Here is a 24,602-nt window from a genome sequence, read left to right on the forward strand (position 1 = left end):
TATTGGCGAGCGGTTCCGCCCTCGTCAGTCCTTTGGTCTGCACCCTTGACTTATGCCCCCGATCGTCCGACTTCACTTTTAGCGAATGAAGGAGTGGACGATGACGGAAGGCGCCAGAAGCACGATCGACCAGGGCGAAGTGGACCGCTTCTCGGCGATGGCGGCGGAATGGTGGAGCCCGACCGGCAAATTCAAGCCGCTGCACAAGTTCAATCCCATTCGGCTCGGCTATATCCGCGACAAAGCCTGCGAGAATTTCGGCCGTGATCCGAAAAGCGCGCGCCCGCTCGAGGGCCTGCGCGTGCTCGATATCGGCTGCGGCGGCGGTCTGTTATCCGAACCTGTCGCCCGCATGGGCGCTTCCGTCGTCGGCGCCGATCCGTCCGAGAAGAATATCGGCATCGCCTCCACCCACGCGAAGGCCTCCGGCGTTTCGGTCGACTATCGCGCCGTCACCGCCGAGGAGCTCGCTGAGGCTGGCGAGACCTTCGATATCGTCTTGAACATGGAGGTGGTGGAGCACGTCGCCGATGTCGAATTCTTCATGACGACCTGCGCGAAAATGGTCCGCCCCGGCGGCCTGATATTCGTTGCCACCATCAACCGCACGATGAAGGCGGCAGCGCTTGCCATCTTCGCCGCCGAGAACATTCTGCGCTGGCTGCCGCGCGGTACGCATCAGTATGAAAAGCTGGTACGCCCGGACGAGCTGGAAAAGCCGCTGGCCGCAAGCGGCCTCGAGATCACCGACCGCACCGGCGTCTTCTTCAATCCGCTGTCGAACCAATGGAACCTGTCCAAGGATATGGACGTGAATTATATGCTGCTGGCGAAGCGGCCGGCATAGTTCCCGCCGCCTGTAAGCCGGCTACACTTTCAGCAGCTCGACATGCAGGCTGAAATTGCAGACGGCCAGACGCGCGGACTGCATGTCAGTTCACGTCTTCCGGCAAAACGGGAATGGCTGCGATCTCGATGCCCTCTTCGAGGAGCGCCTGCGCCTCGTCGAACGTCGCCTGGCCGATGATGCCGCGGGCATCCGCCTCGCCGTAATGGATCTTGCGGGCTTCCTCGGGAAATTGCGTGCCGACGTCCTCGGAATTGGCCTTGACCGCAGCGACGGCTTCTTTGAGCTTTTGCAGGGCCTCCTGACGCATGGCATCCATCGCCAGCGTCTGCCTCTCGTCCTTTTTCCGCGCCGTCGACACCGAAGGCGCCATCAACAGCTTGGAAATGGCGGCGGAATGACAGACTGGGCAGGTCAGGAAACCGGTTTCGACCTGACGATCGAAATCGGCGCTTTCCGAAAACCAGCCTTCGAATTCATGGGCATTGTCACAGGTGAGGGAATAGCGGATCAAGCGGCGACGCCTCCGGCGACTGCTCCCGCAATCTTCTCGACCGAGAATTCCCGGCCATTCCTCAGGTTCGGGATCTTGTCATGCGCGGCCTTGACCGCGGCGGGATCGATCTCGGCGACGATAACCGCCTCACCGGTGGCGCCGGCCGACGCCAGCACCGTGCCCCAGGGATCGATGATTATCGAATGGCCGAAGGTCTCGCGCCCGTCCTCGTGCCGGCCGGCCTGCGCGGCGGCGATGACGAAGACACCGTTCTCGATCGCCCGTGCCCTGAGCAGGATCTCCCAATGCGCCTCGCCGGTCTGCTTGGTGAAGGCGGCGGGAACTGTCATCACCTCGGCGCCGGCCATGGCCTGGGCGCGGAAGAGCGCGGGAAAACGTACGTCGTAACAGATCGCAAAGCCCATTTCGGCAAAGGGCAGCGACAGGACGCGGGCCTCCGAGCCGGCTGTATAGGCGGCACTTTCACGCCAGCTCTCGCCATTGTCGAGATCGACGTCGAACATATGGATCTTGTCGTAGCGATTGAGAATCCTGCCGTCGGGACCGAACAGGAAGCCGCGATTGGCGATCTTGCCGTCGGCAAGGGCAATCGCCGTCGAACCGACATGCATGTGGATGCCGAATTCTCTAGCGAGATCTGAGCCTGTCTTGACGATGATGTCATGCGCCTCATCGGCAAGCACGGCGCGTGCCGCCGCACGGTCTCGCTGCAGCATGCCGGTCATCTCGGGTGTCTGCACATAGGTCGCGCCCTGGGCAGCGGCCTCGTGCACCAGCCGCGCCATGGCGGCCGCATTCTTCACCGGATCGACCCCGGAGCACATCTGGACAGCTGCGGCCTTGAAGCTCATCGGTTCTTCCTCAAGCCGCCAGCATCGGATCGAGCTTGCCGGCCCGATCGAGCGCAAAGAGATCGTCGCAACCGCCGACATGATCGGCGCCGATGAATATCTGCGGAAAAGTGGTACGGCCGTTCGATTTGCCGATCATCTCCTGGCGAAGATCCGGGGAAAAGGTCGCGTCGTGCTCGACATATTCGACGCCCTTTTCTTCGAGAAGGGACTTGGCGCGGGTGCAATAGCCGCAAAACTGCCGTGTATAGATGGTGACGGGTACCATAATCTCTCCAGACTGATGCCGGGTATTCCTGTCATATAGGCTCGGAGAGAGCCCTTGCAAAGGTCAAAACCGTTATGTCGGCCGCCCCCGCCTTGCGCAGTGTCCGGCTTGCCGCGGCGACCGTCGCCCCCGTTGTGTAGACGTCGTCGACAAGGACGATGCGCTTGCCGAAAATGTCGTTTTCGCAACCCTTGGCAATCGCAAAAGCGCCCCTGACATTGTCCTCGCGCGCCTTGGCGCCGAGGCCGACCTGCTGGCTGGTGCGCTTGACGCGAATAAGCGTGGCGGCAAGCAGCGGCTTGCCCGAGAGCCTTGCCATATGGCGGGCAAGCTCGGCTGCCTGGTTGAACTTGCGCGCCAGCATGCGGGTGCGGTGCAACGGCACCGGGATCAGCGCATCGCAGCTCTCGACCGTCCCGTCGGAAGCGCGTAGCATCCAGGCAGCCATCATCGGCGCCAGATCGGTGCGATCGCGATATTTGAGCCCATGAACAAGATCGCGGACGGCATGGTCGTGCGTTGCCGCCGACCGAAGCCGGTCGAAGGGCGGCGGGTTGGCGATCGCCTCGGCGCTGAGGATGCCGCCGCCGAGATCGTGCGAGAAGGGAATTCCGAGCACCTCGCAATAGGGCCGTTCGATGAAGCGGATGCCGGACCAGCATTTTGCGCAGAGCCCGCGATGCCCGCCTGTGGAAATACCGCAGACGGAGCAGGCGGGCGGATAAAAGAAATCGGCAAGCGCGGAAAACGGCCACAAGAGATGCGTCCGCAAGAACCCTGACGGTTTTTCAACGTTGATCAGTCCCATGCCGTGGAGACTAGCCTGTTCTTCGCGAAAGGAAAATCGTCTTGCCGCACAGGCGGCACGGGACTAAGGACATCGCCATGGAAACGATCTTCGACAGAGCCCTGATCGCCGCACATCGCCATCGCGCGCTTGTAAACAACGACCGGAAAGCCGCCTTCCTGCTCGACATTGCCGCTGAGGAAATGGCCGAGCGGCTTACTGTGGTCGAGCGGACTTTCGAGACCGCCGTCGAACTGCATGGCGCAACCGGTGCTGCCGCCCGTTCCGCGCTGGCGACGGGCAAAATCGGCACGATGATCCGTATCGAAAGCGAGAATGCCTATGCCGGGCCGGGCGAAACCTTGATCGAGGCGCCGCTCGAGGACGTGCCGCTTGAATCGCAATCGGCCAATCTTATCCTTGCGCCGCTCAGCCTGCATCTGACCAACGATACTCCGGGTGTCTTCATCCAGATCCGCCGCGCCCTGAAGCCGGACGGCCTGTTCATGGCCGCGATCCCCGGCGCCGGCACGTTGCAGGAGCTGCGCGATGTGCTGCTGGCCACCGAGGTCGAGATGACCGGTGGCGCAAGCCCGCGTGTCATCCCCTTCGCCGATGTGCGCGATGTCGGCAGCCTCATGCAGCGCGCCGGCTTCACGTTGCCGGTGATCGACGCGGAAAACTATACGGTGCGATATGATTCGCTCTTTCCGCTGATCCGGGATCTAAGAGCGATGGGCATGAGCAATCCGCTTGCGGCCCGCGCCCGGATGCCGCTGACACGCGCCTTCTTCCTGCGCGCAGCGGAGATCTACGCCGAACGTTATTCCGATCCCGATGGACGTATCCGCGCCACCTTCTCGATCATCTATGTCTCGGGATGGGCTGCCCATGAGAGCCAGCAAAAGCCGCTCAGGCCGGGTTCGGCCAAGGCGCGCCTTGCCGATGCACTGAAGGTGGACGAACACAAGCTCAAGCAGTAAGGGCCGGCTGCTTCTTCAATTCACCGTCATATTGTTGTTGATCACGTTGAAGACGTCCTGCAAGGCGCCGGTGAAGACCCCGAGACCGGAGACGAGAGCGCCACAAATGAGGGCGGCGATCAAGCCATACTCAATTGCCGTCGCACCGCTGTTATCTGCAAGAAATGCTTTCAAAATACGCATTATTTCGCGACCCTCTGAGCGAAACCGACGGCAAACGACCAATTCCACGACCATCGGGCGACGGCCGGCATTTTTCAGCAACCGGCGCCGACGCCATAGCCCTGGACGACGCAGACCGAACCGGGCGTATCCTGGAGGACGCTGCGGCGGATCGTATAACGCTTGCCGCTGTCAGTCTTGGGGATCGATCCTGTCGTGATCGTATCGAAATCCGCCGGCGCGCTGGCAAAGACGCTTTTCTTCGAGGAATCCGCAAGCATTGGCGTCAGAATGAGCGTCAGCGCGACCACCGCCGTGCCGAACAGAAGGGCGATATTCAGCGCACCCGTCCTGCGCGAGGCAGACGAGGCCCGTTCCTTTTCCCGGACAGCTTTCCAGAAATCATCGTCCATGACGTCAAGCCTTTTAATACACGCACGCCAGATGCTTGATTGAGGCCGATCTTTGGCAGAAGGTGTTAAACGATCCATTAATATCCACAGCCGAAAAGGGTGTGGCACAATAATAATCAGATAACGCTAAAGTAAATCTTGCAACATCGGGATGAGCGGCTCGTCGGCCGGCGGCATCGGGTAATCGCGCAGCGCCTGCGGACGCACCCATTTCAGCGCCTGCCCCTCCCGGCCCTGGGGAATGCCCTCATAGCGCCGGCAGATATAAAGCGGCATCAAAAGGTGGAAGGTCTCGTAGGAGTGGCTGGCAAAGGTAAGCGGCGCAAGGCAGGCAATCTTGGTGTTGATGCCGAGCTCTTCCTCGAGCTCGCGTACCAGCGTTTCCTCCGGCGTCTCACCGGGCTCGACCTTCCCGCCGGGAAACTCCCAGAGCCCGGCAAGCGACTTTCCCTCGGGACGCTGTGCCAACAGGATACGCCCATCGACATCGATCAGCGCACAGGCGGCGACCAGCAATATCTTCCGGCCTGCCTCGCTCATCGCGGCTCCTGCTGCCAATAGCAATAATGATAGGCGTCGCGAAAACCGAGGCGCTCATAGAGTGCGATGGCCGGGCGGTTGGACAGCTTCACTTGCAGCCAGGCCGAACGGGCGCTGCGCATGCGCGCCCAGCGCAGTGCCGAGGTCAGGATTTCGATGCCGAGCCCCTCGCGCCGCCGCGCCTCGGAGACCGAAAGCGACATGATGCCGGCAAGGTCATTGTCCTGGACGCAGAGCACGGTCGCGAGCGGGCCGTCGGCCGCGTTCTCGATCATGAACAGGCCGGATGGCGGCTTGATCGCCGAAATGATTTCGGCAAGCGCCGGCTTCAGCGCCGGCGGCGCCCGGTCGACGGCGAGGTTGGCGTCGACGAAACGGCCGACATCATGGGTCGGCAGGTGATCGAGCGTATCCGGCAGCTCCGCCTCGGCAAGGTCGCAGGTCATCACCACCGTATCGTCGAAGCGCGTCCAGTTCTGCGCGCGCAGAAGTTCGATCAGCACCGGCGAGGCAAGCGGCGTCTGGCGGACCACGGCGGCGCGGCCATAGGCCTCGAACTTTCGGCGCGCCTTTTCCAGGCGGATTTCGACGTCACGATGATCCGAGGGATCGAGCGGCACGATCGAATTCAGCCGGTTGGACGGGTGACCGGCCGTCAGCCGCACCTGCCAGCTGCCGTCATATTGCACGGATGCCGCCGGCCAGGCGCGAAAGCCGACGGCCTCCAGCCTGCGCACCAGCGGCAGATTGTGTGAGAAAATGGATACCTGCGCCAATGAACGATCAGCTCCGATAGTCGCCATTGATCGCAACATATTCCTTGGTGAGGTCGCAGGTCCAGACCGTTGCTGTGCCGGCGCCGAGCCCGATATCGACTTTGACGGGGATATCCTGCGCCTTCATGACGTCCGAGGCGGCCTCCTCGGAATAATCGGGATCACGCTCGCCATTGACGGCGACCCTGATGTCGCCGAACCAGATGGCGAGCCGGTCACGGTCGGCCATCTCGCCGGACTTGCCGACGGCCATGACGATACGGCCCCAATTGGCGTCTTCACCGGCGGCCGCCGTCTTGACCAGCGGCGAATTGGCGATCGACAGCGCGATACGCTTGGCGGCAGCATCACTCTCGGCACCCATCACGGTGATTTCAAGCATCTTGGTGGCCCCCTCACCGTCACGCACCACCTGCAGCGACAGGTCCTTCAGCACTTCGTTGAGTGCGGCCCGGAAGGCGGCAAGACGCGGATCGTCGGCACGTTCGATGCGGGCCTGGCCGTCCTCGGCCGCGGCACCCGTCGCAAACAGCATCAGCGTGTCGGAGGTGGACGTGTCGCTGTCGACGGTCATGGAATTGAAGGTCGGGCCTACGCCGTCAGACAGAAGCGTCTGCAGCGCGGTAGGCGCAATGTCGGCATCGGTGACGACGAAGGATAGCATCGTCGCCATATCAGGCGCGATCATGCCAGCGCCCTTGGCGATACCGTTGATCGTCACGGCCACGCCGCCGATCTCGGCGCTGCGGGTGGAGACCTTCGGATAGGTGTCGGTCGTCATGATCGCCTTGGCGGCCTCGAACCAGAAATCGCCGGTCGCTTCGACCTGCATCCGGTCCAGAACGCCTGAGAATTTGGTGGCATCGAGCGGCTCGCCGATGACGCCGGTCGAGGCCAGGTAGACCTCGTTTTCGGCGCAGCCGACGGCAGCGGCAGCCGACTTCGCCGTCAGCGCGGTCGCCTGGCGGCCCTTCAGGCCGGTGAAAGCATTGGCATTGCCGGAATTGACGACGACGGCGCGGGCGCTGCCACGGGGGAGATTGGCCCGGCAGAAATCCACCGGCGCCGACGGGCACTTCGAGCGGGTAAAAACGCCCGCAACAGTCGCCGGCCGGTCGAAGACCATCATCAGCACGTCTGTGCGGTTCTTGTACTTGATGCCGGCGGAAGCCGTCGCCATGCGCACGCCGCGCAACGGTGGCATCGAGACGAAGGATTTCGGGGCGAGCGGAGAGACGGAACCGGACATGATGAGACCTGCCAATGAGCATTTCCAGGCGAAATGGAAACCGGTTCGCCGTCCGGAAATGCGACAACAAACGATGCCAGAGCACGATGCCGAAAAGTGTCAACGGTTTTCGGACGACACCATGCTCACCTTCTTTGATTTAGATCCGGATGATTTTAGGCCGATCAGGCCCAAAATCATCCGGATCTAATGAAGGGCCCGGAAGAACCGGGCCCTGATGCGATTATTACTGCTGCGGCGCCGGGGCGACGGGCTCACTGCCCGGCTCCGGCTGCTTGTTGGCCTGGTCGTAACCCTTGCGCAGCGTCTCGTCCGTGATCTCGATCTTGGCGGAGGCCTTCGCCTTGTTCAGGAGCTCAAGATACTTGTCGCGCATGACAAGCTGACGAACCTGATCCTGCACCTGCTCGAAGGGCGGCGGCGGAGCGTCGCGCTTATCCTCGACCTTGATGACGTGGAAGCCGAAATCGGTCTTCACCGGCGTCTTGGAATAGGTGCCCTTCTCAAGCGCGAAGGCTGCGTCTTCGAATTCCTTGACCATGCGGCCGCGCGAGAAATAGCCGAGATCGCCGCCTTCCGACTTGTTCGGATCGGTGGACTTTTCCTTGGCGAGTTCGGCGAAATCCTTGCCGGCGTCGAGCTGCTTGATGATGTCCTTGGCTTCGTCCTCGGTCTTGACGAGGATATGACGGGCGTGGACTTCCTCCTGCTTCGGCAGGGCGGCGACTTCCTTGTCGTAGCGGGCCTTGACTTCGTCAGGCGTCACGATGTCGACGACATGCTTCTTGAAATAGGCATTGTGCAGCTCGCGGTCGGTGAGATACTGCATGCGCTTCTTGAATTCGTCGGTCTGATCGAGCTTCTCGGCCGCAGCGTCGGCGGCGAGCAGCTTCACGTCGATGGCGGCGGAAAGGGCTGCGACCTTCTTCTGGTCATCGGGAAGCTGCGCCAGCTGCGGGTCGAGATTGGCGACCGCGAGGTCGAGTTCCGACTGGTGGATCTCCAGGGTGCCGACCTTGGCGATGACGGCGTCATCGGCATAGGCCGGGGCCTGGAGCGCAACAAAAGTTGCAAACGCCAGAACGGCAAGTTTGTTGGTGCTCAACATGAAATACCCTTCACAGTTACATCGCCGGTTTCAGCATCCCCTGAATCCAGCTCAAAATAGCCATCAACACCGGATTGTGGCCTTTCTGTATCCGCCAAATCCGTTGACATCATTCGACCCCCCTCTTATCTGTCACGCAACCTCGCGTCCAGAACAGTTTCCGGGCGTTTTAAGGCGCGCGCCTGATTTTCGGCTGGGCCGCGGACAAGAAACGCCGGGGATGAATATTGAGAAAGGGCCAGTCATATGGTCAGCTTTGGCGGTATAGCCCGCAAGTTATTTGGGTCTTCCAACGACCGCCGCGTGCGGTCCTATCAGCCGAACGTCACTGCCATCAACTCTATCGAAGAGAAGACGAAGGCCCTGACGGACGAGCAGCTCGCGGCAAAGACCGTGGAGTTTCGCGCCCTGCTCGCCGAGGGCAAGACGCTCGACGACATTCTGATCCCGGCCTTTGCCGTCGTGCGCGAAGCCTCGCGCCGCGTTCTTGGCCTGCGACCTTTTGACGTACAGCTGGTCGGTGGCATGATCCTGCATTCGAATGCGATCGCCGAGATGAAGACCGGCGAAGGCAAGACCCTCGTCGCCACCCTCCCGGTCTATCTGAACGCGCTTTCCGGCAAGGGCGTGCACGTCGTCACCGTCAACGATTACCTCGCCCAGCGCGATGCCGCGACCATGGGCCGCGTTTACGGCTTCCTCGGCATGACCACCGGCGTCATCGTCCACGGCCTTTCCGACGAGGAACGCCACAAGGCCTATGCCTGCGACATCACCTACGCCACCAACAACGAACTCGGCTTCGATTATCTGCGCGATAACATGAAGTACGAGAAGAACCAGATGGTTCAGCGCGGCCACAACTTCGCAATCGTCGACGAAGTGGACTCGATCCTCGTCGACGAGGCGCGCACGCCGCTGATCATCTCCGGTCCGCTCGACGACCGCTCCGAACTCTATAATACGATCGACGCCTACATTCCGCTGCTGGTGCCCAGCGATTACGAGATCGACGAGAAGCAGCGCTCGGCCAACTTCTCCGAAGAGGGCACCGAGAAGCTGGAAAACCTGCTCCGCCAGGCCGGCCTCTTGAAGGGCAACGCGCTCTACGACATCGAGAACGTCGCGATCGTCCATCACGTCAACAACGCGCTGAAGGCCCACAAGCTCTTCCAGCGCGACAAGGACTATATCGTCCGCAACGACGAAGTCGTCATCATCGACGAGTTCACCGGCCGCATGATGCCGGGCCGCCGCTATTCGGAAGGCCAGCACCAGGCGCTCGAAGCCAAGGAAAAGGTGCAGATCCAACCGGAAAACCAGACGCTGGCCTCGATCACCTTCCAGAACTACTTCCGCATGTACGACAAGCTCGCCGGCATGACCGGCACGGCGCAGACGGAAGCGGAAGAATTCGCCAACATCTACAATCTCGATGTCATCGAAGTCCCGACCAACCTGCCGATCAAGCGCCTCGACGAGGATGACGAGGTCTACCGGACCTTCGACGAGAAGTTCAAGGCGATCATCGAGGAGATCCTCGACGCCCACAAGCGCGGCCAGCCGGTGCTGGTCGGCACCACCTCGATCGAGAAATCGGAACTGCTTGCCGAGCGCCTGCGCAAGCAAGGCTTCGACGACTTCAAGGTGCTGAACGCCCGCTACCACGAGCAGGAAGCCTATATCGTCGCCCAGGCCGGCGTGCCGGGCGCCATCACCATCGCCACCAACATGGCCGGCCGCGGCACCGACATCCAGCTCGGCGGCAACCTCGACATGCGCATTGAGCGTGAACTCGGCGAAGTCGAAGCCGGTCCGGAGCGTGACGCCCGGATCCAGGCGATCATCGAGGAGATCAAGGCACTCAAGCAGAAGGCACTCGAAGCCGGCGGCCTCTACGTCATCGCTACCGAACGCCATGAAAGCCGCCGCATCGACAACCAGTTGCGCGGCCGCTCCGGCCGTCAGGGCGACCCCGGCCGCTCGAAGTTCTACCTCTCGCTTCAGGACGACCTGATGCGCATCTTCGGCTCCGACCGCATGGACAGCATGCTGACCAAGCTCGGCCTCAAGGAGGGCGAGGCGATCGTCCATCCCTGGATCAACAAGGCCCTGGAGCGCGCCCAGAAGAAGGTCGAAGCTCGCAACTTCGATATCCGCAAGAATCTCTTGAAGTATGACGACGTTCTCAACGATCAGCGCAAGGTGATCTTCGAGCAGCGCCTCGAACTGATGGAATCGACCAATATTTCCGAGACTGTTTCCGACATGCGCCGTGAGGTGATCGAGGATATGGTCGAAAAGCATATCCCCGAACGCGCCTATGCCGAACAATGGGATGCCGCCGGCCTGAAGACCGGTGCTTTGAACATCCTCAATCTCGACCTGCCGGTCGAGGACTGGGTGAAGGAAGAAGGTATCGGCGAAGACGATATCCGTGAGCGCCTGACGGAAGCCACCAATGCGGCCTTCACGGAAAAGGCCGAGCGTTTCGGCGACGACATCATGCATTATGTCGAACGCTCGATCGTCATGCAGACGCTCGATCATCTCTGGCGCGAACACATCGTCAACCTCGACCATCTGCGCTCCGTCATCGGCTTCCGTGGCTATGCCCAGCGCGATCCGCTGCAGGAATACAAGTCGGAAGCCTTCGAGCTCTTCACGGCGCTGCTCAACAATCTGCGCGAGGCCGTCACCGCCCAGCTGATGCGCGTCGAATTGGTGCAGCAGGCGCCTGCCGAGCCTGAACCGCCGCTGATGCAGGCCCATCACCTGGATCCGACGACCGGCGAGGACGATTTCGCCCCGGCGATCTACCAGGCATCGGAAGTCATCGTTTCTCCTGAAAACCGCAACCCGGATGATCCATCCACCTGGGGCAAGATCGGCCGCAACGAGACCTGCCCCTGCGGCTCCGGCAAGAAATACAAGCATTGCCACGGCGCCTTCGAGCAGGTCTGAGGCAAGCCGCAAAGATCCGCGAAAATGCCGCCTCCGGGCGGCATTTTCTTTTCTGCGGCAACGCCGGAAAACCGGAATTTCGGCGTCCGACGGCAACCCCAAACCAGAACCGTTTCTTAACCCTGTTCTGTCAAGACTTCAGGGGCGATTTGCCTGACCTCAGAGTTTTGCGTGTTCATCATGGCGGTCATAGAAACAGCGGAGAAGATGCTGCCCGCGGGCCTGCGCCCGATCGGCGGCCGCACGCTGCGCATGCTTGCGGCCGTGCTCACCGAACGCGGTGAGAAGGCGGCCGCCCAGCGCATGGCGCTGACGGCCTTTTCGATCCGTATCCTCAGCGCCGCACTCGCCTTCGTCTCCCAGATCGTGCTCGCCCGGCTGATGGGCGAATATGAATATGGCATCTTCGTTTTCGTCTGGGTGCTGGTCGTCGTCTTCGGCGATCTCTCATGCCTCGGTTTCCACACCGCGATCATCCGCTTCCTGCCGCAATACAGGGCAGCGGGCGCTTTCGAGGAAATCCGCGGCCTGACCGGCACGGCGCGCATCTTTGCGCTGCTTTCCGGCACGGCGGTGCTCGCCGCTGGCATGCTCGGCCTGCATTTCTTCGGCGATAAGATCCAGGTCTATTATCTCGTCCCGATCTTCATCGGCCTGCTCGCCATGCCGATGATCGCGCTCGGCGACATTCTGGAAGGCACGTCGCGGGCCAACCACTGGCCGGTGATGGCGCTGAGCCCGGTCTATATCGTCCGGCCGATCCTCATCATCCTTTTCATGCTGATCGCGATTGCCATCGGCGCCGAGCATACGGCCGTCACCGCGATGCAGGCAGCACTCGTCGCCACCTTCGTCACCGCCCTCGGCCAGTATGCCGCAACGCTCTACCGCCTGCGCCGGCATTATGACGAAGGCCCGCGCAAGGTCGATTTCATCGCCTGGTTCAGCGTCGCCTTTCCGATTTTCCTGATCGAGGGCGTGAGCTTCCTGCTGACCAATTCCGACGTCGTCGTCGTCGGCATCTTCCTCGAGCCGCACGACGTCGCCATCTACTTCGCCGCCGCCAAGACGATGGCACTGGTGCATTTCATCAATTTCTCGGTCAAGGCAGCCTCCGGCCCGCGCTTTTCCTCGATCATCGCCGTAGGCGACCACGCCCAGCTCGCAACCGCTGCCATCGACGCCGCCCGCTGGACCTTCTGGCCGGCGCTCGGGGTCGGTCTTGTCGTGCTTGCGGCTGGTCATTTGCTGCTGTCGCTCTTCGGCGGCGCCTTTACGTCAGGTTATCTGGTGATGGCAATCCTGCTCGCCGGCATCCTCGCCAAATCGCTGGTCGGCCCAGCCGAAACGCTGCTGATGATGGCAGGCAAGCAGAACCTCTGCGTCGCGCTCTATGCCGGCGCACTGACGGCCAATGTCAGCCTCAACCTCGCTTTAATCCCGCATTACGGCATCGAGGGCACGGCGATCGCCACGGCCTCGGCCATGGCCGTCGAGGCGATCCTGCTGCATGTCGCCGTGCGCCGCACGCTCGGCATCGTCCTTTTCGCCTTCGCCAGCCCCTCCGCCGCAACGCCAGAAATGAGAGTTCGATAGATGGTGCGTGTTCCCCCCGTTACCGAAAGCACCGACAGCACCGCGAACCGCATGGTGCATGATCTCGCCTCGCTGAATTTCGAAGCGCCGCAGGCCGAGGCTCGCACCGAGATCGGCCGACCGGGGCGCGAGCTCTGCCTCTATCCCGGCAAGCTCGGCTATGAACTTCAGGATGAGCTCGATTTCCTCTCCAACCGGGCGATGGAACCGAACGTCTTTTTCTCCGGCCGCTTCCTCGCCCCCGCCATGCCGCGGCTCGAAGATCGGCAGGTGAACTTCGCCCTCATCCGCGATCACAATGCCGGCCGCAGCCGCATGCGCTTCCTCTTGCCGTTTTCGGTCGACAAGCCGGGCTTCGCGGTCGGTCCGTCGATCATCCGCGGCTGGTCGAACAGTTTCGGTCCGCTCGGCACGCCGCTCGTCGATGGCGAGGATGCCGCCGAGACCCTCGACAATCTTTTCGAGGGACTGACCGCTCACGATCTCAATCTGCCTGGCATACTGGTTCTGCCGGATCTGCGGCTGAACGGTATCTTCGTGCGCATGATCAAGGCCGTGGCGCTTAGCCGCAATCTTCCCGTCACCGTCACCAATCCTTACCAGCGCCCGATGCTGCAGAGCGAGGAAGAGGCGCCGGCCTATCTCGGCAAAACCATCTCCTCCTCGCATATGCGCGAGATGCGCCGCCAATGGCGCCTGCTGGAGGAGTTGGGAACAGCGGTCTATACCGTCGCCCGCCAGCCGCGCGAAATCCATATCCGCTTCGAGGAATTCCTGGCAATGGAAGCCGGCGGCTGGAAGGGCAAGCGGCGAAGCGCTCTCGTCACCGATCGTTATCATACGGCCTTCGCCCGCGAGGCGGTGTCGAACCTTGCCGCCGTCGATGCCGTGCGTATTCACACGATCGATCTCAACGGCAAGGCGATTGCCGCCATCGTCGTGCTGATGATGGGCGGCGAGGCCTATACCTGGAAGACCGCCTATGACGAGAACTATGCCCGCTTTTCGCCTGGCAAGCTGCTGATGAGCGAACTCACCGAATGGCATCTCGACGATGCCAACATCGTCCGCTCCGATTCCTGCGCCGTCGCGGATCATCCGATCATGAGCCGCTTCTGGCAGGAGCGCGAGGAAATGGGAACGCTGGTAATCGGCCTGACGCAGAACAGCGATCGCGACATGCGCCAGGTCACCGCTCAGCTTCACATGTACCGCAGCACCCGCAACATGGCGAAGATGCTGCGCGAAAAGATCATGTCGCTCGCCGGGCGGGGCTAAAGCAATTCCAGCAGAAGTGCCTAGCGGTTTTGCGTCCGGAAATGCTCTATCGCTCGCTGGCCGCCCTCTCCCGCAGCAGCCGGCGGATCACCTTGCCGGTGGTCGTCAGCGGCAATGCATCGATGAATTCCACCTCGCGGGGATATTCATGCATCGAAAGCCGCGTCTTCACCCACTCCCTTATGTCGGCGGCCAGCGCCTCGCTTGGGTGATGGCCTGGTGAAAGCACGATATAGGCCTTGACGATCTCGGTGCGCACCGTATCGGGCTTGCCGACGGCGGCGGCAAGCTGCACGGCGGAATGGCCGATCAGACAGTCCTCGATCTCGGCCGGGCCGATGCGGTATCCCGACGAGGTGATGACGTCGTCGTCGCGGCCTTCGAAGGTCACATAGCCCTCGGCGTCCTGCCGGCCGATATCGCCGGTAAGCAGCCAGCCCTTGGCGAATTTTCGTTTCGTCGCCACCGCATCGTCCCAGTAGCCGAGGAACATGACAGGATCGGGACTGGCGATGGCGATCTGGCCCGGTTCGCCGACGGGCAACTCGTCGCCCGTTTCGCTGACGATCGCGACGCGATGCCCCGGCACTGCCCGTCCGATGGCGCCCGCCTTGGTGACGCCATAGGCAGCGCTAGAAGCGAGTACGAAATTGCACTCCGTCTGGCCGTAGAATTCGTTGACGGTGATGCCGAGCGTACCACGCGCCCACTCATAGGTCTCGCGGCCGAGCGCCTCCCCGGCTGAGCCGATGGTGCGCAGCACCAGATCATATTTCGAGCGCGGATCGGAAACGGATCTCATCAACCTTAGCGCCGTCGGCGGAATGAAGGCATTGCGCACTTTCATCTCCGCCATGATGCGATAGGCCATGTCGGCATCGAATTTCTGCGCTGGCGACGAGACGACAGGAATGCCGAGCAGAAGGCTCGGCAGCAGCGCATTGAGCAACCCACCCGCCCAGGCCCAGTCGGACGGCGTCCAGACCTTGTCACCGGCTCGCGGAAAACCCTCATGGGCGAACTGCATGCCGGGAATATGGCCGGGCAGGACACGGTGGCCATGCAAGGCGCCCTTGGGCGGCCCCGTCGTTCCCGAAGTGAAGATCATCAGCGCCGGATCGTCCGGACCGGTTTTGGCGACGTCGAATACAGAGGGATAGCCATCCACCAGTTCGGCGAAAGCGGCCGCATCGGCACTCGCCCCGTCGATGCTGATGACATGTTTCAGCGCCGGCAGGCGCCCGCGGATCTGCCGGATGCGTTCGAGACCGAAGCCATTGGTGACGACGGCCACAGCACCTGCCGCCTGCAGCCGGTATTCCAGCGCCTCGACACCAAAGAGCAGCGCCAGAGGCAGCGCAATCGCGCCTGTCTTGTAGATCGCCACATGTGCGATCACCGTTTCGAAGGACTGCGGCAATAGCAGCGCGACGCGATCGCCGCGTTTGATATCAAGCGAAACGAGCGCATTTGCAAAGGCCGAGGAACGGTCGGCGAGTGCCTGATAGGTCATCACACGGTGATCGCCGTCCGGGCTGAAATGTTCGAGACAGACGCGCTCGGGCGCCCGGGCCGCCCAGTCGTCGCTGACGGCGCGGCCGATATTGAAATCCTCCGGAATCCGCCAGGAGAAATCGCGATAAAGATCGTCGTAGCGATCGTGGGACGGCAGTTGCATGGTCGGATTCCGGTAAAATGCTGCATCAGCTAACACCTTGCAGCTCGGATGTGCAAGCTGAAGCCAGAAGCGGCAGTGACGAGCGCGGCTTCAAAAGCCGATCACGGATCATTGTGCGCATGCAGCAAAGATTCTTCATTTGCCGCCCCTGCGACTTTCGCCATCTCGCGCTAAATCATCGAAGGCAGCCTGGGATCATCGAATTCATCACGGAGTCGTTTCATGGAATATGCAAAATTTGGGAAGACTGGCCTCGAAGTGTCGAAAATCTGCTTGGGCTGCATGACCTTCGGCGATCCCGGCCGCGGCAATCATGCCTGGAGCCTGCGGGAAGAAGAAAGCCGGACGATGATCAAGCAGGCGATCGACCTCGGCATTAATTTCCTCGACACCGCCAACACCTATTCCAACGGTTCATCAGAGGAGATCGTCGGCCGCGCCATCAAAGATTTCGCCAAACGCGAGGACATCGTGCTGGCGACCAAGGTGTTCAACCGCATGCGGCCGGGGCCGAACGGCGCTGGCCTGTCGCGCAAGGCGATCTTCGACGAGATCGACAATAGTCTGCGTCGTCTCGGCACCGACTATGTCGATCTCTATCAGATCCACCGCTTCGACTACACGACGCCGATCGAGGAAACGCTGGAAGCGCTGCATGACGTCGTCAAATCTGGCAAGGCGCGTTATATCGGCGCCTCCTCCATGTATGCTTGGCAATTCGCCAAGGCGCTTTACGTCTCGAGGCTGAACGGCTGGACCGAATTCGTCAGCATGCAGGACCACCTGAACCTGCTCTACCGTGAGGAAGAGCGCGAAATGCTGCCGCTCTGCGAGGATCAGAAAATCGCCGTCATCCCCTGGAGCCCGCTTGCCCGCGGCCGCCTGACCCGCGACTGGGACGAGACGACGGCGCGCAGCGAGACGGACGAATTCGGCAAGACGCTCTACACGCAGTCCATCGATGCCGACCGCACGATCGTCGGGGCCGTGGCCGAAATCGCCAAGGCCCGCAACATCTCCCGCGCCCAGGTCGCAACCGCCTGGATCCTGCAGAAGAGTGCGGTAACCGCCCCGATCATCGGTGCGTCCAAACCCAACCACCTCAGAGACGCCGTTGCCTCACTCTCGGTCAAGCTCACCGCCGAGGAAATCGCGGCACTGGAAGCACCCTACATCCCGCACGCCATCGCCGGCTTCAAGTAGTCGCTGGCTTCTCGGTCCTCAGGCATATGCAAGGCAGATCCTCTCTCCCTCTCCGCCTGGAGAGGGAGATCGAAACCAAGGCTTTCCGCGACTGAGATTATGTCCGATTGCCGGAATCGAGCTGCCGGCGCATCGTCACCAAAAACTGCTCGGCAAGCGCCCTGTCCTCGACCGCGCGGGCAAGAATGACAGCACCCATCATCGACGAGAGCGTCGTCGTCGCATTGGCGCGACGCTCCTCTTCCGTTTCGCCGGGAACGATATCGGCGAGCGTATCGACCAGCACGGACAGACCATCGCTGAAGACCTCACGGACCGCGCCGCGGCTGCGGCTCACCTCCTGGATCAGCGTTGCGAAGACGCAGCTGCCGCCCGGATCGTCAACCGTGCGCCAGTGGATATAATGGTCGAGAAGCGCGGCCAGCGGTCGGTCCGGCGATTCGGCGATATGTTCCTTCCAGCGCGTTTCGACCCTGTCGATCAGCTTGCGGCTGACCTCCAGCGCCAGGTCGTCCTTCGAATCGAAATGACCATAGAAGCCGCCATGCGTCAGCCCCGCCGCTTTCATGATGTCGGCAACGCCGACCCCGTCGAAACCGTTTTCGCGGAAAAGCACGCCGGCAACGCTTAGGATCTTTTCGCGGTTTTCGGCAAATTTTTCGCGGCTGACCCGCATCGTCATCTCCAGAAATAGTCGCTTGACAAAATATATGACGTCCATCATCAATACGCAAGAAATATGATGACCATCATGTAAATCGATCCGGTATCTTCTCGAACCTGAATTCAAACGGAATCTTGCCCATGGTTTCCACAGCCCTCGCCTCCACCCTTGCCCGGCGCAACATCCATTACGGCTGGGTCGTCGTTGCCGCGACCTTCCTCACCATGTTGGTCACCGCCGGCGCCATGGGCGCACCTGGCGTTCTCATCAAGCCGCTGCAGGATGAGTTCGGCTGGGAGACCTCGCAGATTTCCTCGGCCCTTGCGATCCGCCTGATCCTTTTCGGCTTCATGGGTCCGTTCGCCGCCGCCTTCATGAATTATTTCGGCGTGCGCAAGGTCATCGTCTTCGCACTGGCACTGATCGGCGCCGGCTTCGTCGGTTCGCTGTTCATGACGACGCTGTGGCAGTTGCTGCTGCTCTGGGGTATCGTCGTCGGCTTCGGCACGGGTCTGACGGCCATGGTGCTCGCTGCAACGGTCTCCAGCCGTTGGTTCACCAAGCATCGCGGCCTCGTCGTCGGCATGCTCTCGGCAAGCTCAGCCACCGGCCAGCTCGTCTTTCTGCCGCTGATGGCGGAGCTGACGGAACGTTACGGCTGGCGATCGACGGTGTTTTTCGTCTGCGCCATGATCATGGTCGCAGCCCTTGCCGTCCTTGCCTTCATGCGCGACCGCCCCGCCGACCTCAACCTGCCCTCCTTCGGCGAGACGCAGGTGACGCCGCCACCGGCAAGCACCTCCCTCGGCGCTGCGCTGATGACGCCGATCACCGTTCTCAAGGAAATCTCGAAGACTTCGACCTTCTGGATCCTCTTTGCCACCTTCTTCATCTGCGGTCTCAGCACCAACGGCCTGATCCAGACCCATTTCGTCACCCTCTGCGGCGATTTCGGCATCGTGCCGGTGGCTGCCGCCAGTGTGCTGGCCGTCATGGGCATCTTCGATTTCTTCGGCACCATCGGTTCCGGCTGGCTTTCCGACCGCTTCGACAACCGTTGGCTGCTCTTCTGGTATTACGGCCTGCGCGGCCTGTCGCTGCTTTACCTGCCCTTCAGCGATTTCAGCTTTTACGGCCTCTCCATCTTCGCCGTCTTCTACGGCCTCGACTGGATTGCCACCGTGCCGCCGACCGTCAAGATCGCCGCCGACCGCTTCGGCCGCGAAAAGACCGGCCTCGTCTTCGGCTGGGTCTTTGCCGGACATCAGCTCGGAGCCGCCACCGCCGCCTATGGCGCCGGCCTGTCGCGCACCGAGCTTTCGAGCTACCTGCCGGCTTTCTTCGTCGCGGGCGCCTTTTGCCTGCTGGCCTCGATCCTGGCGATCACGCTGAAGAAGTCCGGCCTGAGCAACCCGGCACCGGCCGCCGCCCATTGATATCAGACAGGATCCGGCCTCGAAGCGAGGCTGGATCTCTCTACCGGATCAGTCCGATAACTTCGCTTGCCCGTCTTGCGCGTCCGGGCGCTCGCATGTTAGACAGCCGCCCGTTCGTATCCGTTGCCCCATTGGCGGAATTGGTAGACGCGCTCGACTCAAAATCGAGTTTCGAAAGAAGTGCTGGTTCGACTCCGGCATGGGGCACCATCAAAATCTTCAAGCTCTTCGTCAGATAGTTCAAGCAACGCAAGCGGACTGCGTGGTCTCGCGTGGACGATCTGGGAAAACCCCGCCCGCAATGTGAGAGAGCGGCGAGGACCAATATCGCGGTCATAGAACTTCAAAGACTTCGTATTCGACACCGCCCGGACACCTGCCGCCCTTTGCAACCGCGACAATGCTGTTGAGCCACGCATGCGCAGGCGCGGCGGTCTCGAAATACGGTGTCGTGCGCAGATAATATTCCGAAGCGTCGACCGTTTCACCGCGCGCCAAACGCTCGTCGACGGCCTGTGACGCACGCCTTATGCCGCGATAGGTCATGAGGACGAGACCCCCGTCGTCGGCGACGAGGAGGAGCCTGACATCTTGCTGAAATGTGCCGTCGGTACGAGCGAGCAGGAGATCCGAGCCGATCAGCGGCGATACTTCTCCTTTCAGGCGCTCCCCTTGGAAATGTCCGCCCGAGACAGGAAAAATGCGCCGGCCGCCGGCTGGCGTCTGCCCAAGCTCCAGCGTCGGATGAAGCGCGATAAAGAGTGTAAACAGGTGCTGAGATTGCAGGGACACAGTAGATCTCCTATTCTTGGCTCCCAAATTGCACCAGAGCGTTCCGCCTTCAAAACGCGCTTTGCTTGTCGTCACCGCAAGATAAAATTGATCGTGAAGGGAAGCTGATCATGCGACCGTCATTGGAGTCTCTGCGCGTATTGGAAGCCTGTGTCTCGGCCGGCAGCTTCGCGCGCGCAGCCGAACGCTTGTTTCTGACACCGGCGGCGGTCAGCCTTCGTATTCGCACCCTGGAGGCTGAACTCGGTCAGCCGCTATTTATCCGCGCCGGTCGGCGAGTGGTCCCGACGGCCGCCGCCTCCGTTCTGGCAAACCGGGTCCGGGAGGCATTAACCGGGATCGGTGAGGCGCTCGCAGAATTTCAGGCGGCGACGCCGCCACTCAGGCTCACGGCGCCGCCGACCTTTGCGTCACGCTGGCTTGCACCGCGTCTGGCGCGCTATCCTACGCCCGGAGCTTCCGTCATCGAGGTCGACGTCTCGACGGAAACACGTGACACGGGCGCATTCGACGTCGCCATAAGGACGGGTCGCGGTGGATGGGCCGGGCTGGAAGAATATCGGCTCGGTCCCGTAGAAGTGACGCCGATGCTGTCGCCTTCCCTGCTTGGAACGCGGACGCTTGCCGCGCCGGAGGCGCTGGCTGACTTCGAGCTTTTGCCGCACCCTGATTGGGAGCAATGGTTTAAGGAGGCTCAATGCGCGACCCCGCAGGGTTTGCGCTTTTTGGCGGTCGATTACCCCACGCACGAGTTGGATGCCAATGCGGCGCTGGCAGGCGTGGGTGTTGCGCTGTTGTCGCCGTCGCTGTTTCGGCCGCTTTTGACCGAGGGCCGGTTGATCGCGCCGTTCCCCTACGTGCTGAGCGGGCCAGCCTGGCATTTTGCGCTCATCCGCGCCAATGACGCGCGCCAGGCGCCGCGGCAGCTCTGCGCATGGCTTTGCGAGCAGGCAGGTGAGGCCGCATAATTCCGAACCAAGACACTGTGAAGGCTTGGGCGGGATCATGGGCGCCGTCGCTGGCGGCCGTGCGCCAGCGAAAGACGACACGGCATTACCGCCTCGACCGCCGCCCGTACCCGATAGAATTCTTATTGGCCAGGTCGCTTTGGCTGCGATCTCAAGTCCCTCCCGTAAAGTCGGATATGAGGCCGACATATCCCGTTAGGCTGGGAGGCTTGTGAAAATACTCAGCGCCTAAGCGGAGCTTACTTGTTTTTCAGCAGCCACATCTTGCCGGCCATCGTGATGCCGTAGACGTCTTTTGTTGCATCGTCATCCAGATGCCGCCGCTCCAGAAAACCCGGCTCCTTCAACTCGCCCAGCGTCTTGGCAGTGACCGACTTTATTTTCTGAGGCCGCTCTTTCCACCGGTCAGTTTTTGCATAAGTCACCGTCGCGTTCTCGTGCGTCCATTTATTGGCTGGCTGAGGATAAAGGTCTCCATCCCTGGCGAGTTTAAGTGCGGCGATCTGGGACGGCGTAAGCTCAATCATACTAAAAGATCCTGTGCGGGCGGTGTTTGCGCTGGGAACGCGCTGTTACCAAAGGCGTGCTCATAACACCGACGGACGACTTTCACCACTGCATTGAAATATTCGTGCCACAAAAGGCGAAAACCCGGCTCGTCGGAACCGGGCTTCGTCCTTATCGCACATTTTTTCGTTAATTGCAGCGCCGGACCGTCTTGGTGACCTCGCCTTCGTCGGTCTGTCGGGTGACGCTCCTGGTTTCGCAGCCATTATCGCGATAGCGACGGTGCTCACGTTCGCGCACGGCACCGAAAGTGACGCCACGCTCGCTGATGGTGATGCCGGGTCGTACCCGCTCATGACGATAGCCGTCGTCATAGGAACGCTCCCTGACATAGACGCTGTCGGCAAGAACAGGCGCTGCAAACGAGCAGGCGGCAAGGGCCGCCACAGTACAGTTCAAGATCATCTTTCGCATGTCGTTCTCCTTTCGTGATGAAAGGGCAACGAGGCAAGACACAAGTGGTTCCAACATCGTGACGGCCCGACCGTGCCGCGAAAAAGGGCTGCGCCTACAACGCCGCGCATCTTTTTAGACCTGAGAATGACGCTTTAACATTTGGAATTGCAGCATTATTCTATCCTACCCGACAAAATGAGAGCGAAGGCCCCCGAACAGTAGCCGGTCTTCCAAATCAACTGTTTAATTTTGCTTGCGCTTCGTCCAAAGTGGCCGCCGCTATCACAAGAGAGGGCGGACGTGCATCAGGAAGTAGGACTTATCGCGACGGTCGCCGTCAGTTTCGTTTTCGCAGCGATCCTGGGCTATGCCGCCGACCGGCTTCGGCTGCCGCCACTCGTCGGTTATTTGATGGCGGGCATCCTGATGGGGCCGTTCACGCCGGGCTTCGTCGCCGATACCGCCCTTGCCGGCCAGCTCGCCGAGATGGGCGTCATTCTGCTGATGTTCGGCGTCGGCCTGCATTTTTCCGCCTCTGACCTGCTCGCCGTGCGCGGCATCGCCGTGCCTGGTGCAATCGGACGGATCATCCTCGCCACCCTGTTGGGCATCGGTCTTTGCAAACTCTGGGGCTGGAGCCTCGGCGCCGGCATCGTCCTCGGCCTCAGCCTGTCGGTGGCGAGCACTGTCGTGCTCCTGAAGGCGCTGGAAGAGCGTAATCTCGTCAACGCGGCAAGCGGACGCGTCGCCGTCGGCTGGCTGATCGTCGAGGATCTGGTAATGGTGCTGGCGCTGGTGCTGCTGCCGGCGCTGGCAGAGCTTCTGGGTGGTAACGCCAGCGATACGACCAATCACGGCCTCGGCGAGCTGCCGCTGGTGCTGACGATCGGGCTGACGCTGCTGAAGGTGGCAGCTTTCGCCGCCATGGCGATCTTCCTCGGCCCTCGTATTGTGCCCTGGCTGCTGACGATGATCGCCCGCACCGGCTCGCGCGAACTGTTTACGCTGACGGTGCTGGCGATCGCACTCGGCATCGCCTTCGGTTCGGCGGCGATCTTCGGCGTCTCGTTTGCGCTCGGCGCATTTTTCGCCGGCGTTGTCATGAGCGAATCCCAGCTCAGCCACAGGGCGGCGGCCGACTCGCTGCCGTTGCAGAATGCCTTCTCCGTGCTGTTCTTCGTCTCCGTCGGCATGCTCTTCGATCCCTCGATCCTGGTGCGCCAGCCGCTGGCCGTGATCGGCGCGCTGGCGCTCGTGATCCTGGGCAAGGGCATTATCACCTTCCTCATCGTCATCCTGCTCAGATATCCGATCAGCATGGGGCTGACATTGGCCGGCGGCCTTGCCCAAATCGGCGAATTTTCCTTCATCCTCGCGGGCCTCGGCGTCTCACTCGGGCTCCTGCCGCATGAGGGCCAGGATCTGATCCTGGCTGCCGCGATCCTGTCGATCACGCTCAACCCAATCGTGATCTTCGCGACCGACGGCCTGAAGAAATACATCCATTCGAAATGGCCCTCCCTCTGGGAAAGCTACGGCAGGAGCAGGCAGAAGGCGCTCGGCAAGGAACTGGAAAAGATCAGGGCGCTCGGCGAAGAGCGCGAACGCCAGCATCAACTGAAGATGCAGCAGCTGATCGAGACGTTCCCGCTGTTCTCGGAGGTCGATGAGGACGCGCAGGAGGAGCTGCTGCTGCTCTTCAAGGCGAAATCCGCACCGCCCGGCGAACGCGTCATCCGCCGCGGCGACCGGGGCGATAGCATGTATTTCATCTCCTCGGGCGCGGTGGAAGTGCGGCTCGCCAGTGGCGCGATCCGCCTGGAACCGGGAGCCTTTTTCGGGGAAATGGCGCTACTGACCGGCGGACGGCGCACAGCCGACGTCATCGCCGTCGACTTCTGCCAGTTCGAGGTGCTCGAACGGCGCGACTTCAACATGTTCATGTCGCACCATCCCCATCTGCGCGCCGCCGTTAGCGAAATGGCCCAGCAGCGGACGGAAATGAACGTCCTGCGGCAGCAACGGGAAAAGTCGATGGACCTGTCCTGACGTAAACACCACCGCATTTTAGCGGCAATCACGCTAGCGTGTTTGCTTCAGCCCACCGGCCAATAGCCATCGGAGCGGAAATCCTCCGGGATCGGGTCGAGCCGCGACAATGTCTCGGCCGCGAAATCGATCTGCAGCGACAGGTGTTTGAGAGACGCCAGCATCGGCACGCCGGTCACGAATTCCCGGATGCGGGACAGATGATAACCGCTCTCGCTGATCCGTCGCGCAGCCTCGCGGCGCACGTCGTCTTTGCTTGGTCCGCGCCGCTCTTCGGACCAGTCATCTATTTGCGCGGCCTGCCCACGGCCGCCTTCAATCACTTTGAACATTCTCTTACCACCCTGCACGTCGACCCCAAACTAGCTTGCCGCAGAATGGCCGATTCGCAATCCCGTGAAATCTTGGGAGAGGCGCCGCCACCCCGCATCACGAAAATTTTTGGACGGCGGTGGCAGGAAGGACACGGGCGAGCATTTACAGCGCCGCGCACGGCCCCTAAAGCTTTTT

26 protein-coding genes and 1 tRNA gene are annotated in these 24,602 nt (G+C 61.5%); 11 read left to right on the forward strand and 16 right to left on the reverse strand.

The annotated features are described in order from the left end of the window. The first annotated feature begins 100 nt into the window (after nucleotides 1-100). The gene (gene ubiG / locus ELH03_RS19340; protein ID WP_128403903.1) at nucleotides 101-847 is read left to right on the forward strand and encodes a bifunctional 2-polyprenyl-6-hydroxyphenol methylase/3-demethylubiquinol 3-O-methyltransferase UbiG; all 747 of its coding nucleotides are present in this window, start codon (nucleotides 101-103) and stop codon (nucleotides 845-847) included. An 85-nt stretch (nucleotides 848-932) separates the two neighbouring features. On the opposite strand, the gene ELH03_RS19345 is transcribed toward ubiG, so the two are convergent. The 4 genes from ELH03_RS19345 to ELH03_RS19360 are packed head-to-tail and all read right to left on the reverse strand — an operon-like array spanning nucleotide 933 to nucleotide 3,291. Beyond that, on the reverse strand, nucleotides 933-1,361 hold the full coding sequence (locus ELH03_RS19345) for a DUF1178 family protein (protein ID WP_128403902.1): 429 nt from the start codon (nucleotides 1,359-1,361) through the stop codon (nucleotides 933-935). Next, the gene (locus tag ELH03_RS19350) at nucleotides 1,358-2,215 is read right to left on the reverse strand and encodes a carbon-nitrogen hydrolase family protein (RefSeq protein WP_128403901.1); all 858 of its coding nucleotides are present in this window, start codon (nucleotides 2,213-2,215) and stop codon (nucleotides 1,358-1,360) included. The genes ELH03_RS19345 and ELH03_RS19350 overlap by 4 nt, the downstream gene beginning before the upstream one ends. 10 nt (nucleotides 2,216-2,225) lie before the next feature. Beyond that, nucleotides 2,226-2,483, reverse strand: a complete 258-nt coding sequence (gene grxC, locus ELH03_RS19355; protein WP_011653683.1) for a glutaredoxin 3 — start codon at nucleotides 2,481-2,483, stop codon at nucleotides 2,226-2,228. A gap of 31 nt (nucleotides 2,484-2,514) precedes the next feature. Further along, a complete protein-coding gene (locus ELH03_RS19360; RefSeq protein ID WP_128403900.1) occupies nucleotides 2,515-3,291 on the reverse strand; it encodes a ComF family protein in 777 nt (258 codons plus the stop codon). A 77-nt stretch (nucleotides 3,292-3,368) separates the two neighbouring features. Between ELH03_RS19360 and ELH03_RS19365 the strand changes: the two genes are divergently transcribed. After that, complete coding sequence (locus tag ELH03_RS19365; protein WP_128410911.1) at nucleotides 3,369-4,253, forward strand: methyltransferase domain-containing protein; 885 nt, start codon at nucleotides 3,369-3,371, stop codon at nucleotides 4,251-4,253. Between the two features lie 15 nt (nucleotides 4,254-4,268). On the opposite strand, the gene ELH03_RS19370 is transcribed toward ELH03_RS19365, so the two are convergent. The 5 genes from ELH03_RS19370 to argJ all read right to left on the reverse strand — a co-directional run bounded on the left by ELH03_RS19370 (nucleotide 4,269) and on the right by argJ (nucleotide 7,393). Next, on the reverse strand, nucleotides 4,269-4,436 hold the full coding sequence (locus ELH03_RS19370; protein WP_105007493.1) for a Flp family type IVb pilin: 168 nt from the start codon (nucleotides 4,434-4,436) through the stop codon (nucleotides 4,269-4,271). Nucleotides 4,437-4,510: 74 nt separating this feature from the next. Continuing rightward, the gene (locus tag ELH03_RS19375; RefSeq protein WP_128403898.1) at nucleotides 4,511-4,828 is read right to left on the reverse strand and encodes a hypothetical protein; all 318 of its coding nucleotides are present in this window, start codon (nucleotides 4,826-4,828) and stop codon (nucleotides 4,511-4,513) included. A 126-nt stretch (nucleotides 4,829-4,954) separates the two neighbouring features. Continuing rightward, entirely contained in the window at nucleotides 4,955-5,368 is a 414-nt protein-coding gene (gene mutT, locus ELH03_RS19380) for an 8-oxo-dGTP diphosphatase MutT (RefSeq protein WP_128403897.1), read from the reverse strand. Then, nucleotides 5,365-6,171, reverse strand: coding sequence for a GNAT family N-acetyltransferase (locus ELH03_RS19385; protein ID WP_128403896.1), 807 nt, complete (start codon nucleotides 6,169-6,171; stop codon nucleotides 5,365-5,367). The genes mutT and ELH03_RS19385 overlap by 4 nt, the downstream gene beginning before the upstream one ends. After that, nucleotides 6,152-7,393, reverse strand: a complete 1,242-nt coding sequence (gene argJ, locus ELH03_RS19390) for a bifunctional glutamate N-acetyltransferase/amino-acid acetyltransferase ArgJ (RefSeq protein WP_128403895.1) — start codon at nucleotides 7,391-7,393, stop codon at nucleotides 6,152-6,154. The genes ELH03_RS19385 and argJ overlap by 20 nt, the downstream gene beginning before the upstream one ends. Between argJ and ELH03_RS19395 the strand changes: the two genes are divergently transcribed. Then, nucleotides 7,323-7,583 carry a hypothetical protein gene (locus ELH03_RS19395; RefSeq protein WP_233941668.1) on the forward strand — a complete coding sequence of 87 codons (261 nt, stop codon included), beginning with the start codon at nucleotides 7,323-7,325 and terminating at the stop codon, nucleotides 7,581-7,583. The genes argJ and ELH03_RS19395 overlap by 71 nt on opposite strands. Before the next feature lie 36 nt (nucleotides 7,584-7,619). Here the strand turns inward: ELH03_RS19395 and ELH03_RS19400 are convergent, their stop codons facing one another. Further along, the gene (locus tag ELH03_RS19400; protein ID WP_128403893.1) at nucleotides 7,620-8,501 is read right to left on the reverse strand and encodes a peptidylprolyl isomerase; all 882 of its coding nucleotides are present in this window, start codon (nucleotides 8,499-8,501) and stop codon (nucleotides 7,620-7,622) included. A 246-nt stretch (nucleotides 8,502-8,747) separates the two neighbouring features. Between ELH03_RS19400 and secA the strand changes: the two genes are divergently transcribed. The 3 genes from secA (at nucleotide 8,748) to ELH03_RS19415 (ending at nucleotide 14,339) form a co-directional block, all read left to right on the forward strand. Beyond that, nucleotides 8,748-11,465 carry a preprotein translocase subunit SecA gene (gene secA / locus ELH03_RS19405; RefSeq protein ID WP_128410912.1) on the forward strand — a complete coding sequence of 906 codons (2,718 nt, stop codon included), beginning with the start codon at nucleotides 8,748-8,750 and terminating at the stop codon, nucleotides 11,463-11,465. Nucleotides 11,466-11,645: 180 nt separating this feature from the next. After that, complete coding sequence (locus tag ELH03_RS19410; RefSeq protein WP_128410913.1) at nucleotides 11,646-13,061, forward strand: lipopolysaccharide biosynthesis protein; 1,416 nt, start codon at nucleotides 11,646-11,648, stop codon at nucleotides 13,059-13,061. Continuing rightward, on the forward strand, nucleotides 13,062-14,339 hold the full coding sequence (locus ELH03_RS19415; protein WP_128403890.1) for a GNAT family N-acetyltransferase: 1,278 nt from the start codon (nucleotides 13,062-13,064) through the stop codon (nucleotides 14,337-14,339). A gap of 46 nt (nucleotides 14,340-14,385) precedes the next feature. On the opposite strand, the gene ELH03_RS19420 is transcribed toward ELH03_RS19415, so the two are convergent. Continuing rightward, the gene (locus tag ELH03_RS19420; RefSeq protein ID WP_128403889.1) at nucleotides 14,386-16,017 is read right to left on the reverse strand and encodes an AMP-binding protein; all 1,632 of its coding nucleotides are present in this window, start codon (nucleotides 16,015-16,017) and stop codon (nucleotides 14,386-14,388) included. 222 nt (nucleotides 16,018-16,239) lie between these two features. Between ELH03_RS19420 and ELH03_RS19425 the strand changes: the two genes are divergently transcribed. Further along, nucleotides 16,240-17,220, forward strand: coding sequence for an aldo/keto reductase (locus ELH03_RS19425; protein ID WP_128403888.1), 981 nt, complete (start codon nucleotides 16,240-16,242; stop codon nucleotides 17,218-17,220). 97 nt (nucleotides 17,221-17,317) lie between these two features. Here ELH03_RS19425 and ELH03_RS19430 read toward each other — a convergent pair whose 3' ends face one another. Continuing rightward, nucleotides 17,318-17,896, reverse strand: a complete 579-nt coding sequence (locus ELH03_RS19430) for a TetR/AcrR family transcriptional regulator (RefSeq protein WP_128403887.1) — start codon at nucleotides 17,894-17,896, stop codon at nucleotides 17,318-17,320. Nucleotides 17,897-18,024: 128 nt separating this feature from the next. On the opposite strand from ELH03_RS19430, the gene ELH03_RS19435 reads away from it, so the two are divergent. Both ELH03_RS19435 and ELH03_RS19440 read left to right on the forward strand, forming a co-directional pair. Then, on the forward strand, nucleotides 18,025-19,320 hold the full coding sequence (locus ELH03_RS19435; protein ID WP_018243762.1) for an MFS transporter: 1,296 nt from the start codon (nucleotides 18,025-18,027) through the stop codon (nucleotides 19,318-19,320). Between the two features lie 125 nt (nucleotides 19,321-19,445). Next, a tRNA-Leu gene (locus tag ELH03_RS19440) sits at nucleotides 19,446-19,530 on the forward strand. A 123-nt stretch (nucleotides 19,531-19,653) separates the two neighbouring features. Here the strand turns inward: ELH03_RS19440 and ELH03_RS19445 are convergent. Beyond that, nucleotides 19,654-20,112, reverse strand: coding sequence for a DUF3237 domain-containing protein (locus ELH03_RS19445; RefSeq protein WP_018069222.1), 459 nt, complete (start codon nucleotides 20,110-20,112; stop codon nucleotides 19,654-19,656). A 110-nt stretch (nucleotides 20,113-20,222) separates the two neighbouring features. Between ELH03_RS19445 and ELH03_RS19450 the strand changes: the two genes are divergently transcribed. Further along, the gene (locus ELH03_RS19450) at nucleotides 20,223-21,080 is read left to right on the forward strand and encodes a LysR family transcriptional regulator (RefSeq protein ID WP_128410915.1); all 858 of its coding nucleotides are present in this window, start codon (nucleotides 20,223-20,225) and stop codon (nucleotides 21,078-21,080) included. Between the two features lie 239 nt (nucleotides 21,081-21,319). Here the strand turns inward: ELH03_RS19450 and ELH03_RS19455 are convergent, their stop codons facing one another. Then, nucleotides 21,320-21,607 carry a hypothetical protein gene (locus ELH03_RS19455; protein WP_012759154.1) on the reverse strand — a complete coding sequence of 96 codons (288 nt, stop codon included), beginning with the start codon at nucleotides 21,605-21,607 and terminating at the stop codon, nucleotides 21,320-21,322. Between the two features lie 169 nt (nucleotides 21,608-21,776). Further along, a complete protein-coding gene (locus ELH03_RS19460) occupies nucleotides 21,777-22,061 on the reverse strand; it encodes a hypothetical protein (RefSeq protein WP_105007503.1) in 285 nt (94 codons plus the stop codon). 282 nt (nucleotides 22,062-22,343) lie between these two features. Here ELH03_RS19460 and ELH03_RS19465 point away from each other — a divergent pair, with 282 nt between their 5' ends. Continuing rightward, nucleotides 22,344-24,092, forward strand: a complete 1,749-nt coding sequence (locus ELH03_RS19465) for a cation:proton antiporter domain-containing protein (RefSeq protein ID WP_128403885.1) — start codon at nucleotides 22,344-22,346, stop codon at nucleotides 24,090-24,092. A 47-nt stretch (nucleotides 24,093-24,139) separates the two neighbouring features. Here ELH03_RS19465 and ELH03_RS19470 read toward each other — a convergent pair whose 3' ends face one another. After that, nucleotides 24,140-24,424, reverse strand: a complete 285-nt coding sequence (locus tag ELH03_RS19470) for a hypothetical protein (protein ID WP_128403884.1) — start codon at nucleotides 24,422-24,424, stop codon at nucleotides 24,140-24,142. Nucleotides 24,425-24,602 lie beyond the last annotated feature (178 nt).

The sequence above is a fragment of the Rhizobium beringeri genome (assembly GCF_004306515.1).
In the GTDB taxonomy this organism is placed as follows: domain Bacteria; phylum Pseudomonadota; class Alphaproteobacteria; order Rhizobiales; family Rhizobiaceae; genus Rhizobium; species Rhizobium beringeri.

Excerpts from the sequence above, each read along its gene's own strand:
- ELH03_RS19430 (WP_128403887.1), bottom strand. The coding sequence starts at position 17,896 with ATGCGGGTCAGCCGCGAAAAATTTGCCGAAAACCGCGAAAAGATCCTA.
- grxC (WP_011653683.1), bottom strand. The coding sequence starts at position 2,483 with ATGGTACCCGTCACCATCTATACACGGCAGTTTTGCGGCTATTGCACC.
- ELH03_RS19360 (WP_128403900.1), bottom strand. The coding sequence starts at position 3,291 with ATGGGACTGATCAACGTTGAAAAACCGTCAGGGTTCTTGCGGACGCAT.
- ELH03_RS19450 (WP_128410915.1), top strand. The coding sequence starts at position 20,223 with ATGCGACCGTCATTGGAGTCTCTGCGCGTATTGGAAGCCTGTGTCTCG.
- ELH03_RS19420 (WP_128403889.1), bottom strand. The coding sequence starts at position 16,017 with ATGCAACTGCCGTCCCACGATCGCTACGACGATCTTTATCGCGATTTC.
- ELH03_RS19385 (WP_128403896.1), bottom strand. The coding sequence starts at position 6,171 with ATGGCGACTATCGGAGCTGATCGTTCATTGGCGCAGGTATCCATTTTC.
- ELH03_RS19395 (WP_233941668.1), top strand. The coding sequence starts at position 7,323 with ATGCGCACGCCGCGCAACGGTGGCATCGAGACGAAGGATTTCGGGGCG.
- ELH03_RS19455 (WP_012759154.1), bottom strand. The coding sequence starts at position 21,607 with ATGATTGAGCTTACGCCGTCCCAGATCGCCGCACTTAAACTCGCCAGG.
- ELH03_RS19415 (WP_128403890.1), top strand. The coding sequence starts at position 13,062 with ATGGTGCGTGTTCCCCCCGTTACCGAAAGCACCGACAGCACCGCGAAC.
- ELH03_RS19425 (WP_128403888.1), top strand. The coding sequence starts at position 16,240 with ATGGAATATGCAAAATTTGGGAAGACTGGCCTCGAAGTGTCGAAAATC.
- ELH03_RS19350 (WP_128403901.1), bottom strand. The coding sequence starts at position 2,215 with ATGAGCTTCAAGGCCGCAGCTGTCCAGATGTGCTCCGGGGTCGATCCG.
- ELH03_RS19400 (WP_128403893.1), bottom strand. The coding sequence starts at position 8,501 with ATGTTGAGCACCAACAAACTTGCCGTTCTGGCGTTTGCAACTTTTGTT.
- ELH03_RS19435 (WP_018243762.1), top strand. The coding sequence starts at position 18,025 with ATGGTTTCCACAGCCCTCGCCTCCACCCTTGCCCGGCGCAACATCCAT.
- mutT (WP_128403897.1), bottom strand. The coding sequence starts at position 5,368 with ATGAGCGAGGCAGGCCGGAAGATATTGCTGGTCGCCGCCTGTGCGCTG.
- ELH03_RS19370 (WP_105007493.1), bottom strand. The coding sequence starts at position 4,436 with ATGCGTATTTTGAAAGCATTTCTTGCAGATAACAGCGGTGCGACGGCA.
- ELH03_RS19470 (WP_128403884.1), bottom strand. The coding sequence starts at position 24,424 with ATGTTCAAAGTGATTGAAGGCGGCCGTGGGCAGGCCGCGCAAATAGAT.
- ubiG (WP_128403903.1), top strand. The coding sequence starts at position 101 with ATGACGGAAGGCGCCAGAAGCACGATCGACCAGGGCGAAGTGGACCGC.
- argJ (WP_128403895.1), bottom strand. The coding sequence starts at position 7,393 with ATGTCCGGTTCCGTCTCTCCGCTCGCCCCGAAATCCTTCGTCTCGATG.
- ELH03_RS19375 (WP_128403898.1), bottom strand. The coding sequence starts at position 4,828 with ATGGACGATGATTTCTGGAAAGCTGTCCGGGAAAAGGAACGGGCCTCG.
- ELH03_RS19365 (WP_128410911.1), top strand. The coding sequence starts at position 3,369 with ATGGAAACGATCTTCGACAGAGCCCTGATCGCCGCACATCGCCATCGC.
- ELH03_RS19410 (WP_128410913.1), top strand. The coding sequence starts at position 11,646 with ATGGCGGTCATAGAAACAGCGGAGAAGATGCTGCCCGCGGGCCTGCGC.
- secA (WP_128410912.1), top strand. The coding sequence starts at position 8,748 with ATGGTCAGCTTTGGCGGTATAGCCCGCAAGTTATTTGGGTCTTCCAAC.
- ELH03_RS19460 (WP_105007503.1), bottom strand. The coding sequence starts at position 22,061 with ATGCGAAAGATGATCTTGAACTGTACTGTGGCGGCCCTTGCCGCCTGC.